This is a genomic window from Candidatus Chloroploca sp. Khr17, assembly GCF_004138165.1.
Lineage (GTDB): Bacteria > Chloroflexota > Chloroflexia > Chloroflexales > Chloroflexaceae > Chloroploca.
The window spans coordinates 86,662-99,319 of the sequence record NZ_RYFF01000002.1; the positions used below are offsets into that span (position 1 = coordinate 86,662).

General features: G+C 58.0%; 10 protein-coding genes. 8 read left to right on the plus strand and 2 right to left on the minus strand.

The genetic code is table 11. From position 1 onward, the window contains the following. Positions 1 to 145 precede the first annotated feature (145 nt). Both EKD05_RS01785 and EKD05_RS01790 read right to left on the minus strand, forming a co-directional pair. Positions 146 to 3,064, minus strand: coding sequence for an insulinase family protein (locus tag EKD05_RS01785; RefSeq protein ID WP_129670602.1), 2,919 nt, complete (start codon positions 3,062 to 3,064; stop codon positions 146 to 148). Positions 3,065 to 3,170: 106 nt separating this feature from the next. Then, positions 3,171 to 4,139, minus strand: coding sequence for a hypothetical protein (locus EKD05_RS01790; protein WP_129670603.1), 969 nt, complete (start codon positions 4,137 to 4,139; stop codon positions 3,171 to 3,173). 153 nt (positions 4,140 to 4,292) lie between these two features. Between EKD05_RS01790 and EKD05_RS01795 the strand changes: the two genes are divergently transcribed. The 8 genes from EKD05_RS01795 (at position 4,293) to EKD05_RS01830 (ending at position 12,644) form a co-directional block, all read left to right on the plus strand. Then, the gene (locus EKD05_RS01795; protein WP_129670604.1) at positions 4,293 to 5,237 is read left to right on the plus strand and encodes a hypothetical protein; all 945 of its coding nucleotides are present in this window, start codon (positions 4,293 to 4,295) and stop codon (positions 5,235 to 5,237) included. 66 nt (positions 5,238 to 5,303) lie between these two features. After that, a complete protein-coding gene (locus EKD05_RS01800) occupies positions 5,304 to 6,530 on the plus strand; it encodes a CpXC domain-containing protein (protein ID WP_129670605.1) in 1,227 nt (408 codons plus the stop codon). 15 nt (positions 6,531 to 6,545) lie between these two features. After that, complete coding sequence (gcvT, locus tag EKD05_RS01805; protein WP_129670606.1) at positions 6,546 to 7,643, plus strand: glycine cleavage system aminomethyltransferase GcvT; 1,098 nt, start codon at positions 6,546 to 6,548, stop codon at positions 7,641 to 7,643. Positions 7,644 to 7,652: 9 nt separating this feature from the next. Next, a complete protein-coding gene (gcvH, locus tag EKD05_RS01810) occupies positions 7,653 to 8,042 on the plus strand; it encodes a glycine cleavage system protein GcvH (protein ID WP_129670607.1) in 390 nt (129 codons plus the stop codon). Positions 8,043 to 8,053: 11 nt separating this feature from the next. Next, positions 8,054 to 9,388 carry an aminomethyl-transferring glycine dehydrogenase subunit GcvPA gene (gene gcvPA / locus EKD05_RS01815; protein ID WP_129670608.1) on the plus strand — a complete coding sequence of 445 codons (1,335 nt, stop codon included), beginning with the start codon at positions 8,054 to 8,056 and terminating at the stop codon, positions 9,386 to 9,388. 163 nt (positions 9,389 to 9,551) lie between these two features. Then, positions 9,552 to 10,094: a Uma2 family endonuclease gene (locus EKD05_RS01820; RefSeq protein WP_129670609.1), complete on the plus strand. Its 543-nt coding sequence runs from the start codon at positions 9,552 to 9,554 to the stop codon at positions 10,092 to 10,094. Between the two features lie 56 nt (positions 10,095 to 10,150). Next, entirely contained in the window at positions 10,151 to 11,626 is a 1,476-nt protein-coding gene (gene gcvPB, locus EKD05_RS01825) for an aminomethyl-transferring glycine dehydrogenase subunit GcvPB (RefSeq protein WP_129670610.1), read from the plus strand. Between the two features lie 322 nt (positions 11,627 to 11,948). Beyond that, positions 11,949 to 12,644: a lysophospholipid acyltransferase family protein gene (locus EKD05_RS01830; protein WP_129670611.1), complete on the plus strand. Its 696-nt coding sequence runs from the start codon at positions 11,949 to 11,951 to the stop codon at positions 12,642 to 12,644. Positions 12,645 to 12,658 lie beyond the last annotated feature (14 nt).

A 12,658-nucleotide genomic window follows, 5' to 3' on the forward strand; every position in this document is an offset into this window, starting at 1 on the left:
CTGCTCAGATGCATGAACCCCCAGCACGAGCGCAATCCTTGGGAGTCTGCGACCCCATCATGCTTCTGGCGCAAGATGTCAGCAAGGCTGGCATCTTGCGCCAGAAGTATCTTTCCTAGGGGCTGCAGGCCTCCAGAAAGCACCCCTACCCCATAACATTCACCGGGTTGAGCAACCCGGGGTGCTCACGGTTAGCGGTGGCGATCGCCTCGGCGGAACCAACGACGGCAATGATACCATGATCGCGCACGGTGTCGAGGATCTCGGCGAAGGCGCGGAAGTCAGCTTCGGTCGCATCGAGGATCTGTTCGCGCAGTGCTTGACGATAAGCGTCGGTAATGCCGTTGAGGTGGCGCATCATGGCGGTGTAGCCTTTGGCGTCGGGCAGTTGGTAGCCGTCAATGTCGCCAATGGTTCCGATGATGCTGCGTTCGATCGCCGTCGCATCCATTGCTACCGTGCGCAGATAGTCGCCGGCTCGGTCATAGACGGCAAGGGTTTTGAGCAGATGCGGGTCACGGTACGAGACAGCCCCGAAGATGCCCGTACTACGCTCAAAACTGGCTCCGACCCCATAGGCACCGCCTTGAACACGCACTTTTTCGAGGTAGTAGCCGATATTCAGGAAGCGGGTGATGGCACTTGCCGCCCCACTAACCTTGAGCCCCAACGGGTAGAGGCTTGCAGCTTTGGCGACATAATTGACTTTCGCGGGGACGATCAGGCCTTCACCGGGGCCTGGCTCGGTGATCGTCCACGGGGCCGGTTCGTAGGCAGTGGAGGGCAATGTGCCGAGGAAGGCTGTGAGGGCTGGTTCCACCTGGCGTTGATTGGCTTCGTCGAGCGTCAGATTCGCCACCATCGTGCTGCGATTGATCAGACTGGTGCGGATCAGTTCGAGATCGGCCAGCACACCCGGCCAGTCCTCGTCAATGCGTTGCACCAGTTGACGGACAAAGAAGAGGGCGCTGATGCCACCGAGTTGCTCGTCGGCCCATTCTGCCGGGGCAAGGCGGGCGAGGATGCGCTTGCGGGCGAAGGCATTGCCACTTGGCACAAGCGCTGATTCACGCATGGCCCGGCTGCGAGTGGCGATCTGGCGGAACCGCTCGCGGTCATTGAGGTTGACGGTCAACAGGATGTCGTGCATCAGGGCGAGCATCGCCTCGGTCTGGGCGACGGTCGCCTTGCCTCGGATCACGAAGTGCCCCAGTGGTTCGCCGGTCTGGAGATGGGTTGAGGTGCTTGTTGAGGCATAGATGCCACCGGTGTCGCGCCCGATGCGCTGCACAAGGCGCACAAAATCCTCGTTGGCGGTGCCCATCTCGGTCAGGGCGCGGGCGAAGAGCGGGACATAGCCGAGCAGGTGCGCTGGAACGGCCCGCAGATCAAAGACGAGATCGAGATAGACGATGCCGTTGGTAAAGAGATCGTGATAGAGCAGAGGTACTTCACCGCTGGTCAGTCGTGCCGTTGGGATCGTTTTGCCCTGACGATCCAGGTCGCCCAGGGTCAGCGTAGGAATCCGGGCGAGATCTTCGGGGCGATCCGGGGTCTCTTGCAAGATCTTCAAGGCCTGGGTATCGGCAATAATTTGTTCAAGATCCTGGTCGTTCAGGGTCGCCTGGACGGCGTCGAGCCGAGCGCGTTCTTCCGCCGCATCGCGGGTTGCCTGTTCGGGATCGGGGCGCAGCATCACTCGTACCCGGTGCGTATTTTCGAGCAGGGTGTGACGGATCAGATCTTCAAACATTCGTTCGCCGTTGGCAAGGGCGGCCTTGATCGTTGCCAGCGGGGCCTCGAAGCGCAGCGGGGCCAGCGGGTCGCCATCGTAGAGCCAGGTATCGAGCGCACGGAGCATGATGCTCAGCCCGCGAGGGAAGCCGCCGGTATTATTCTCGCGCAGCGAAAACTCGACCGTGTTGAGCGCAGAGGCCAACTGGTCGGCATCAAAGCCTTCGTCGGCCAGGCGTTGCAAGGTGGTCAGGACAAGTTCCTCGGTGGCCGGTGCAGCGGTCGGATCAATGCCTTTGAGTCCCACCGAAAAGGTGTGCTGTCGTAGCCCATCGTTATAGCCGCCACCGGTCAGGCTATCGCCGAGGCCCGAGTCAGTGAGCGCCTTGTAGAGCGGTGCGGCTGGCGTGCCGAGCAACAGATAGCTCAGCATTGCCATCGCGAGGACACGGGTTTCGTCGTCTTCTTCGCCGATCATCCAGTTGATCGTCACCATCCCCTTCTTGCTACTCTCTTCAGAGGGCGCCGTATAAGTCTCTTCGACGATGCGAGGCTCGGGGAAGCGGGGTTGCAGGGCTACCTCGGATGGAATAGGCAGGGCGTCGAACTGTGCCAGGTACTCGTCAAGCAGTTCAAGGCGACGCTCGGGATCGTCATCGCCATAAAAATAGATCCGAGCGTTGGAGGGATGATAGAGCGTCGTGTGGAAGTTTTGGAACGCCTCAAAAGTGAGATCGGGAATGTATTTTGGATCGCCTCCCGAGGCCATGCCATAGGTTGTTGCGGGGAAAAGCGCGGCCTGACTGGTGCGATAGAGCAGATAATCAGGTGACGAATACTGCCCCTTCATCTCGTTAAAAACCACCCCGTGGAAGGAGAGCGGCTCATCTTTGCGGGTCAATTCGTAGTGCCAACCCTCTTGTTTGAGCACTTCGGGCGTGATCCGCGGAAAAAAGACCGCATCAAGATAGACATCAACGAGATGATAAAAATCGGCAAGATTCGTTGATGCGACGGGATAAGTGGTCTTATCTGGGTAGGTCATCGCATTGAGGAAGGTCTTGACTGAACTCTTGACCAGTTCAAAAAAGGGCTTCTTGACGGGATACTTGCGTGAGCCACAGAGCACGGAATGTTCGAGGATATGGGCTATCCCGGTATGATCGGCTGGCGGCGTACGAAACGTGATACCAAAACATTTATTTTCATCAGCGCACTCGAGCGAGAGCAGATCGGCCCCGGTGTGCGTGTGGCGATACAGCCGGGCGCGGGTATTCAACTCGGTGATCTGCTCATCGCGAAGCAGTTCAAAACCGTGGTTACGGCTCATTGCAACCTCCATCTAGTAGTTTTCGAAAATGAAAACAGGTCGACGCCTGTGATGTGCGAGTAATAGTTTTTAAGTACATAATTCGCTTCATAAGATACGTTCAGGTTCAAGTGACGGGTGACGATGCCTGGAACGTAAGGGCTGGATAGAACCGGTTCATCAAGCCAGCCGTCTGCTGGAGCATGGTCGGGGTTTCGTGGGCAAGGCTGACCAGGCGTGCGTGCATAGGCGTGCCTTCGTCATATTTCGCATTGACCTTGGCCCATTTGGGCAAGACATCCTGCTCGATCCACTGCCAGCGGTCGGCGGCATTGGTGACACTGCGCGTTCCGGTGAGCACCGCGAGCGGCCCATAATAGAACGTGAACGAGGCTTGGCTTTCCAGAGTGGTGCCGCCTTCAAAGTCGAGCCACGAACCAAGTGAAGCAATGCGTCGCCCCAGATCCGACATCTTTTCCATATACCGGGGCAAGACGGTCATTTGCTCGTGGCGCAGCATCGTTACCGCTGCCTGGTTGATCAGGGTGAGGCCTGCCTGATACTCTTGCGGCTTGCAGAGCAAGTGGACAGCTGCGTCGAGCATCCGGAACGCCTCGCGCAACCCGGATTGATCGCTTGCCGTAAGATTCGCCTCCACGGTATCCAGGCCACCGTAGAGATAGGCCAGATGGGCCCAGCCAATATCGTTGAAGATGGCATCATTGGCCTGCTTGACGAGTTCGAGGTCAGCGAGCAGCAGGGGGCGCGTGGCGGCATCGTGGAGAGCCAGCGGAAGTGAGAGCATCAGCTTGAAGACCTGTGCTGCCATCTCGTTATTGGCTCCTGACTGGCCGTTTGCGAGCGCCTCTTCGACGCGCACGGCCTTGTGTGGGGCAAGGAGCAACTCGACCATCGCGAGGCCAACGCCTACCTGGAAGGAGGCAAACGCCGCCATACCGGCCCATTTGAAGAGCCATGGTTCTTGCAGATACCACCCCGCATAGCAGGCAGTAATGGCTCGATTCCGGGCAATATAGGTTGATTGAGGCGGAAGTTCGTGCTCGAGAATGGCATTCCACTCGTCGCGTGTAGGCATAGTACGGATCTCCAGATAGACATAACGTTGAGGTTTTCGGGCTGACAAGCTATGCCTGCGTTTTCAACACAGGCTACGCCAGTTGTTCCAGCGCAGATACAGAATGTTATAATTCATTATACGTCAGTTCAGATAGGCTTGGATATTATTTTGATGCAACAATTCCTGCGGCTGCAACAGCATATTACCCCTCTTCTCGAGTTGCTTGACGAGGGGTTGCGGCTCTACCGGCGTCATTTGACGCGGTTTCTCTTGCTGGTTGGCATGCTTGCTTTGCCCCTGGGGGCGGCGCTATTTGGCCTGTTCTTGTTAGCGGATCGCGTGAGTGAGTCGGTTGTCGTATTGCTGATTCTGGGCGGCCTTCTTCTCACTCTCCCGCTGAGCTTTTATATTATGGGAGCCCTGAGTCGTGCGGCGGTGATGGCAGTTGCAGGTGAGCCGGTACGTCTGCGCGCTGCGCTGACAATTAAGCCGCGCCATCTGGCCGGAATGGGCTGTTATGGCACGATCTTTCTGATGGTCGCGAGTGCGATGATGAGCATTGCAAGCCTGGCGTGCATCTTTCTTGCCTACCTCGTTGTCTTTGTTGGCATTATCGCGGCGACGGCTTTGCCGCTCGGCGGGGGGGCGCTTGAGCAGGCGACGGCTGGCTTGCTGGTGATGGTGGTTGTGCTCATCGTTATCGCCACTTATGTGGTGAGTCTCGTTGCGAACGGGGCGGTCTATAGCAGTACGATCTATGCCTTGCAGCCATTTGTGCAGGATCAGATCGGGGTACGTGCAGCGATGCAGCGCAGCCTTGATCTGGTGACCTATCGGTTGGGGCAGAACCTGTTGATGTTTTTCTGTGCGAGCCTAGTCTTTGGGGCGGCAGCATTGGCGACCACCCTGGCGATCGGGGTGTTGGTGCCCTTGCCGACTTTCTTTTTACTGGGGGAAGAGTCGGCGGTGGCCCAGGCGATCACGGCGGCGGCCTGGGTCACTGGCCTGGCGGCGGCGATGCCGTTGTTGCCGATCTGGATGGCCCTCTTTTACCAGCAGCGGCGCATTGCGCGACGTGGTGAAGACCTCGCCGCTCGGATTAACAGAGTCGCCTGAGTGATGGTACAATAGAACATCATACAGGCGTGCTCCAGTTGTTCCATGTGTTTAGCGTAGAGTTCTATGCCCATTGCTTATCAAGAGCCTGAAGCGTTTGTGTGCCCCGACTGTGGTGCCGATTTCGAGGCACCAGTCTGGCTCATTCTTGATGCCCAGGAAGTGCCAGAAGCGGTTGCGGCGTTGCTTGAGGGTACCCTCAATCTGGTGACCTGTCCCGCGTGCCAGCGGCGTGGTCCCGCCGGTGCGCCGTTACTTTTTCACGATGGCCTGGCGCGCCGCGTGATCTTTGCGCCTGCACCTGGCTTGCCCGAGCATGCCTGGGGTGAGCAGGCCCGTGATTTGCATGCGGTGCTGGTTGGCTCGATCCCTGAAGAAGCGCGCCGCCCCTATCTGGCGGATGTTGATATTGCCCAGGATCTGGCCGGCATTGCTCATCTGTTGCGCCGGATAAAGCGTCGTCCGGTTGCACAAGCGGAGTCAGGCGTGCCCGAGGCCCCTGTTGGGCCGCCTGTGCATGAACCTGTTGCGGCGGCGCAGGTTCGCCCGCCAGCCGACGAGCAAGATGCTCCTCCATTGTTGCTGGCGGTCGAGGCGTTGCTGGGGGCCAATAGCGCCGAAGAACTTGAGCAGGTTGTGGCGCAGTACCCGATCCTCTTTGCGCCGACCACTGATGCGGTGCTCAACGAACTCGTTGAGGTCGCCGCCAATCAGCGTGCCTTCGAGATTGCCGAGAGTCTCCGTGAGGCGCGGGCTTTGCTCGCCCGGATGAGTCAGCGCCTCAGCGTTGCTTTGCCGCCTGCTCTGGTTGCTGGTGAGCCTGTCCTCCCTGCTGCCCTCACCTACGTGCCTGACGAGGTGCTCCAGGCGTTATTGCAAGCCCAGAGTGCCGCAGAAGTGGCGCAGGTTGCGGCACAGCATCCGCTGCTGTTGCAGCCAGAGATAGATCAATTGCTGGCAGAGCGTATCGAGCAGGCCCTTGATGATGAGCACGAGCGCTTGGCGCAGGTGCTCGAAGATCGCCGTGAGGCGCTTGCCCAGGTGCGTGCGCAGGCTGCTGGTGATCCAGGTGAGCTTGATGAGGCGATTGAAGCACTCTTGCTGGCCGATGGAGTTGACAGTCTTTCGCAGGTGCTGGATCGTTACCCGATCTTATTGGAAGAAGTTGCCCTGCAGGCGCTCTGGCAATTTGCTGCTGAGGCGCGCGCCGTTGATGATCACGACCTGGCCCGCTATGCCATCGAGTGTCGTGAGATGTTGCTTCGTGTTCGTAAGGGACTGAATTCGTCGTAAGCAAGGAAAGATGCCATGCTCAAACGCACGCCGCTTTTTGTAACCCATGTTGGCATGGGTGCCCGCATGGTCGAGTTTGGCGGCTGGGAGATGCCGGTACAGTATAGCGGGATCATCAATGAACATATGGCGGTACGTCAGGGGGCGGGTCTCTTTGATATCAGTCATATGGGGCGTTTTATGGTGCGCGGGCCGCAGGCCGAGGCTTTTTTGCAGTATGTGGCGAGTTGCAATGTCGCCGCGATTACGCTGGGCCAGGCCAATTATGGCTTGCTCTGTCAGCCTGACGGTGGCATTGTGGATGATATTTTCATCTACCACTTGCTCGATGAATATCTGGTGGTGGTGAATGCGTCCAACCGCGACAAGGATTGGGCCTGGTTGACGCAGCATAGCGCCGGGTTTGATGTCGAGCTTGAAGATCGTTCCGAGCGCTGGGCGATGCTCGCGTTGCAGGGGCCTGCCGCCGAGCAGTTGCTTTGTCAGGCTGAAGACTCAACCACCCACGACCTGGCCCATCTGCCGTTTCACGGGGTGGCGCTGACGACGGTCTTTGGTCAGACGGCGCTGATTGCGCGGACGGGCTATACGGGCGAAGATGGCTTCGAGCTCTTTTTTGCGGCGGGTGCAGCGCCCGAGATGTGGCAACGCCTGCTGGCCCTTGGTGACGTCAAGCCGTGTGGCCTCGGGGCGCGTGATAGCTTGCGTTTTGAGCCGTGCCTTGCGCTCTATGGGCACGAGATTAGCGCGACGATCAACCCGTACGAGGCTCGTCTTGGCTGGGTGGTCAAGCTTGATAAGGGTGATTTTGTGGGGCGTGAGGCGCTCGCTGCGATCAAGCAAGCCGGGCCAACCCGCCGCCTGACCGGGTTTGAGCTTGTTGGCAAGGGCATTGCCCGTGGTGACTATGCCGTGCATTCGGTGGAAGGGGAACCTGTCGGTGTTGTGACCACTGGTATGCCTTCACCAACGCTCGGTAAGCCATTGGGGATTGCTCTGGTACCGACCGCGCTCAGCAGTGAAGGCAGTGCCTTTGATGTTATCATTCGCGACCGACCGGTTCGTGCGCGTGCCGTGAAAATGCCGTTCTATAAGCCACGCTATAAGAAATAAGAGGAGACCATGAGCATCAGTATCCCAGGCGATCTTCGCTACAGCACGTCTGACGAGTGGGTGCGCACCGAGGGTGAGGAAGTGGTGATCGGGATCACCGATTATGCCCAGGATGCGCTTGGCGATGTGGTCTATATCGAACTGCCTGCCGTAGGTACGGTATTGACCCCGGGGGAATCGTTTGGTGTGATCGAGTCGGTCAAAGCCAGTTCTGATCTCTATGCGCCGGTCGGCGGTGAGGTTGTGGCGGTGAATAGTGATCTCGAAGGCGATCAAGAGCCGATTAATCAGGATCCCTATGGTGCCGGATGGCTGTTGCGCATCCGCCCGTCAGGTGAAGAAGAGCAGTTGATGGATGCGACGGCCTATGCCGCCTATTGTGAAGAACGAGCCCACTAGGGGAGCAGAGCATGTCCCATTATATTTCGATTACCGCGACGGAACGCGCCGAGATGCTCAAGGCGATCGGGGTTGCGTCAACTGATGACATGTTTGTTGATGTGCCTGAAGGATGGCGCTTTCCGGCCCTGGATCTGCCCGCGCCAATGTCTGAACCAGAATTGGTACGCGCTTTGCTCGCGCGGAGCAATAAGAATGCGCATGTCCATACGCACAGCATCTTTCTGGGAGCCGGGGCGTACAACCATTTTGTGCCGACGGCGATTGACCAGATTCTGCGTCGTGGCGAATACTATACCTCGTATACCCCCTATCAACCCGAAATTAGCCAGGGGACGTTGCAGGCGATTTTTGAGTACCAGAGCATGATCTGCTCGCTGACCGGGATGGAGATTGCCAATGCGTCCCACTACGATGGTGCGACGGCGCTGGCCGAGGCGGCGATCATGGCGCTTAACGTGACCCGCAATCGGCGCAAGATCGTCGTGGCTCGTAGTGTCAATCCGCAGTACCGGGCGGTGTTGCGCACGTATCTGCAGGGGCTTGAGATTGAGGTTGTCGGTGACGAGACGCCGGGCAGCAGCATCGACGATGCGCTGGCCTTGGTGGATAAACAGACGGCCTTGTTGATTGTGCAGAGTCCTGATTTCTTCGGGCGGATGCATGATCTGCGTGGTCTGGCCGAAAAAGTGCAGGCTCAGGGTGCGCTGCTGTGTGTCCATTTCGACCCGCTTGCGCTGGGGCTCTTTCAGACGCCCGCCGAAGTCGGGGCCGATATCGCGACCGCTGAAGGGCAACCACTGGGTCTTGGGCTGAATTTTGGTGGGCCGTACCTCGGTGTTTTTACCACGCGCCAGAAGCATGTCCACAAGATTGCCGGACGCATTGTTGGTGTCACCAAAGATGTTGATGGTCAACTGGCCTATGTGTTGACCCTGCGCGCCCGTGAGCAGGATATTCGGCGTGAGCGGGCGACGAGCAATATCTGTACGAATCAGGGCCTGATGGCGCTGGCCGCGACGGTCTATATGAGCCTGATGGGCCGCCAGGGGATGCGCAACGTGGCCGAGCTTTGTTATCATCGGGCGCACTATGCCGCCGAGGCGCTTGCCCGCTTGCCTGGATATCAGGTTGAACCGGGGACGTTCTTCAAAGAGTTTGTGGTGCATTGCCCACGACCGGTGGCCGAGCTTAATGCGGCGTTGCGTGAGCATCAGATTGTTGGCGGCTATGATCTGGCTGAGGATGAACCGACGCTCGGTAATGCGATGTTGCTCGCGGTAACTGAGATGAATAGCAAAGCCGACATTGATCGCCTCGTTGAACTACTGGGTCAGTTTGGTTGATGCCGGCGAACGTTGGGCAGTTGGCTAGGACGTATGCTTGAGCAGAGCGGCCGAACTCAGGTCAATTGTTGCCCATACCTTGCCGGGGGCAGGGCTGCTGAGCACGCGGCCCTTTGGTGAGCGAACCCACTGCTGAGAGGTGAAGAGGTGAAGAGGTGATACGATGAGTACGCTCACGCGCTTGCTGACAGCGGAAACTTTTGCTCTTTTACCTGGTTCACGGCATCAGGAACTTGTAGCGGGAGAGGTTATTGATCATATGCCCCCCGGTGGTGTGCATGGGATTGTGGCTGCTATGCTTGCGGCGCTTTTGATCCAGTGGAACAAGCAAACCAACCAGGGCTTTATTGGCGTTGAGTCGGGGTTTGTGCTTGCGCACGATCCGGACACGGTGCGCAGCCCTGATGTCTATTACGTTCGTGCCGAGCGCCTGCCCAAGCATGGCCTTCCCGAGGGCTTTTGGCCTTTTGCGCCTGACCTTGCCGTCGAGATTGTATCACCTCATGATACAGCCGATGAAGTACAAGCCAAAGTGGGTGAATACCTGCGCGCTGGTACGCTTGCCGTCTGGATGGTCTATCCGACCACGCGCCTGCTGGTGGTACATACGCCAGATGGTCTGGCGCGTACCTATGGCCTTGAGGCAACGCTAGATTCCGTTGAGTTTTTGCCAGGTTTTGTGTTGCCGATCAAAGATTTGTTTTAACGGGGCACGTATCGAGGGCTTTGCGCCAACGATATGGGTGAAATAAGGAGAGCTACGTGGATACGTACGAACCGCATATTTATGAACTTTCGGCTCCGGGCAAGCATGGTACCAACCTGCCGCGCCTTGATGTTCCCGAAGCAGCGTTACCGACCGCATTGCTGCGGCAGGACGGGATGAATGACTTTCCCGAACTGACCGAGCCTGAGGTCATGCGGCACTACACGCGGATTAGCCAGCGCAATGCTTCGCCCGATACAATGATGTATCCACTGGGCTCGTGTACGATGAAAGCTACGCCCAAATTGCACGAGGAGGTGGCCCGTTATGCCGGGTTTGCGGCGGCGCACCCGTTGCAAGACGAGAGCCTGAGCCAGGGTGCGTTGCAATTGATGTACGAATTGCAAGACTACCTTGGTGAAATCTCGGGGTTTGAGGCCGTCTCGTTGCAACCGGCGGCGGGCGCGCAGGGCGAGTTCACGGGCATTCTGGCGTTCCGGGCGTATCACCTTGATCGCGGCGATCTTGATCGCACCGAAGTGCTGGTGCCCAACGCTGCGCACGGGACCAACCCTGCGACTGCCGCGATGGTCGGACTCAAGGTTGTCGAGTTGAAGAGCAACGCCCGGGGCAACGTGGATATGGACGATCTGCGGGCGAAACTTTCGCCACGTACGGCTGGCATGATGCTGACAAACCCCAATACGCTCGGGCTCTTTGAAGACCAGATTGTCGAGATCTGTCAGCTTGTCCACGAGGCGGGTGGCCTGATGTACGGAGATGGTGCTAATTTCAATGCAATTCTTGGTATTGCAAAACCAGGTAAGCTTGGTTTTGATTTTATGCACTATAACTTGCACAAGACCTTTACGACCCCGCACGGCGGTGGTGGCCCTGGTTCAGGGGCGGTCGGTTGCACGGCAGAACTTGCGCCCTTTTTGCCAGGGCCACGGGTACGTCAGACGGCGAGCGGCAACTACGAACTCTTTACCCCCGAGAAGAGCATCGGGCGCATGAAAGCCTTTCATGGCAACTTTGCCATGCTTGTGCGGGCGTGGACATACATTCGCACGCTGGGGGCGGCAGGGTTGCGCGAAGTGAGTGAAATCGCCGTTCTCAACGCCAACTATGTGCGCGTGAAACTAAAAGACATCTACCCGCAGGCGGTTGACCGGATCTGCATGCACGAGACCGTGCTCAAAGGGCAGATTGCCGGTGCGCAGGGCATCCGCACGCTCGACATCGCCAAGCGGTTGATTGACTATGGGTTCCATCCGCCAACGGTCTACTTCCCCCTGATCGTGCCCGAAGCACTGATGATTGAGCCAACCGAAACCGAAGGCAAGCGCACCCTGGACATCTTCATTCAGGCCATGCGCGACATTGCCCGCGAAGCCGTTGAGACCCCCGACGTCCTACATGACGCCCCGACGACCGCACCAGTGCGTCGGCTCGACGAAGTGCGGGCCGCTCGTCAGCCAATTTTGCGTTACAACGCCGAAGCCTTTGCGCAGATCCTCAACGAGCAGTAGTGAAGGTAGGTGCAAGTGTGCCTGGACACGGGGCAGAGCCCCGTGTCCAGGCACTTGCCTTTGTAGGCAAGGGTATGGGCGCAGCCCCCCAAACATCTCGCTTATGCTGGTGCAAACGGCTAGCTTCGATGGCCTTTGCACCAGCATAAGCATGCGTTTTAGGGCGATAGCCCGAACGCCCCCATACCCACTTTCTCAACTTAGCGGTATAATAACTCGAAGCGTATCTGGACGATGAGCTCATACCATATCATGCCAGAAACAAAGTTGAGAGCCAGGGATTAGCCGTGATTCACCTGAAAAACGGCGTGCGGAGCACGCGATGAGCCTCTATCGGAGCCGCCATGCTGCGGCGCGTTTTCTGCCCGGCATGTTTGTGCGCTTTGTGCAATTGTATGTGCGTCCGCGCATCAGTGGGCTTGAATATCTTCCTCGCGAGGGTGGGTTTGTCATTGCAGCCAACCACCAGAGTCACGCCGATACGGCCGTTGTTTTTGCAAGTCTTCCCCCCGATATTCGCGACCATTTTGTGGCGGCAGCGGCTCAAGATTATTTTTTTCAGGGTGGGCCGCAGCAATATTTTTCCCGCGTGCTGTTCAATGCAATTCCAATTGCTCGCGATCGCCGTGGTGGGCAAGATCCACTGCGCCATGCGGCGCGGGCGTTGCGTGAAGGGTATGCGCTCTTGCTCTTTCCCGAAGGCACGCGGAGCAAGGATGGCTCGTTGGGGCCGTTTCGGGCAGGCATTGGCAAGTTGCTGGCCGATTTTCCTCAGATCCCGGTGATCCCAACCTGGATTGGCGGGACAACCAGGGTCATGCCCAAGGGCAAGTTTGTGCCGCGCCCCGTGCAGGTGACGGTTCGTTTTGGTGAACCGCTGCACGTCGAGGCGCATCCGCGAATGCGGCGTTCGTGGCAAACTGCTGCTGACCAGATTCGCAATGCGATCCTTGCCATTGGTGATTATGCTCCCGAAACGCCTGATCAAACCGATGCTTTTGCCCAGGACGATGAATAACAAAGAGGAGTTTT

Bases quoted from the DNA above. Each gene is read 5' to 3' on its own strand.
- EKD05_RS01785 (WP_129670602.1), bottom strand. From the start codon at position 3,064: ATGAGCCGTAACCACGGTTTTGAACTGCTTCGCGATGAGCAGATCACC.
- EKD05_RS01790 (WP_129670603.1), bottom strand. From the start codon at position 4,139: ATGCCTACACGCGACGAGTGGAATGCCATTCTCGAGCACGAACTTCCG.
- EKD05_RS01795 (WP_129670604.1), top strand. From the start codon at position 4,293: ATGCAACAATTCCTGCGGCTGCAACAGCATATTACCCCTCTTCTCGAG.
- EKD05_RS01800 (WP_129670605.1), top strand. From the start codon at position 5,304: ATGCCCATTGCTTATCAAGAGCCTGAAGCGTTTGTGTGCCCCGACTGT.
- gcvT (WP_129670606.1), top strand. From the start codon at position 6,546: ATGCTCAAACGCACGCCGCTTTTTGTAACCCATGTTGGCATGGGTGCC.
- gcvH (WP_129670607.1), top strand. From the start codon at position 7,653: ATGAGCATCAGTATCCCAGGCGATCTTCGCTACAGCACGTCTGACGAG.
- gcvPA (WP_129670608.1), top strand. From the start codon at position 8,054: ATGTCCCATTATATTTCGATTACCGCGACGGAACGCGCCGAGATGCTC.
- EKD05_RS01820 (WP_129670609.1), top strand. From the start codon at position 9,552: ATGAGTACGCTCACGCGCTTGCTGACAGCGGAAACTTTTGCTCTTTTA.
- EKD05_RS01830 (WP_129670611.1), top strand. From the start codon at position 11,949: ATGAGCCTCTATCGGAGCCGCCATGCTGCGGCGCGTTTTCTGCCCGGC.